This window comes from Pantoea sp. SIMBA_079, from assembly GCF_046940275.1.
GTDB classification, from domain to species: domain Bacteria; phylum Pseudomonadota; class Gammaproteobacteria; order Enterobacterales; family Enterobacteriaceae; genus Pantoea; species Pantoea borealis.
The window spans coordinates 1-261 of record NZ_JAWRYR010000494.1; the positions used below are offsets into that span (position 1 = coordinate 1).

Sequence of the window (261 nt, forward strand, 5' to 3'; positions counted from 1 at the left end):
GGGGGCGAACACGTCGAGCACGGCGTCCGCGATGGATGAGCGCACGGGAAGCGGGCGCCAGGTGTCGGCGACGACGCCGTCCACCCGGCCGGAGGACCGGACGGCGCGGGCGACGGCCTGCGGGGAGAGGTCCAGCGCCAGGCCGGCAGCCGACGGTACAGCCGCCAGCGCGGCGCGAAGGTAGTAGCCGGTGCCGGCACCAGCGTCCAGGATGCGCGTCCCCGGCCTGGAGCCGGTCGCCCTCGAAGCGACACCGGCGGC

Annotated in this window: 1 protein-coding gene; it reads right to left on the minus strand. The window is 77.0% G+C overall.

What is annotated here, in order from left to right; genetic code table 11:
* Positions 1-261: methyltransferase domain-containing protein (locus SB719_RS20935; RefSeq protein ID WP_412159855.1), on the minus strand; the 261-nt coding region annotated here is incomplete at both ends.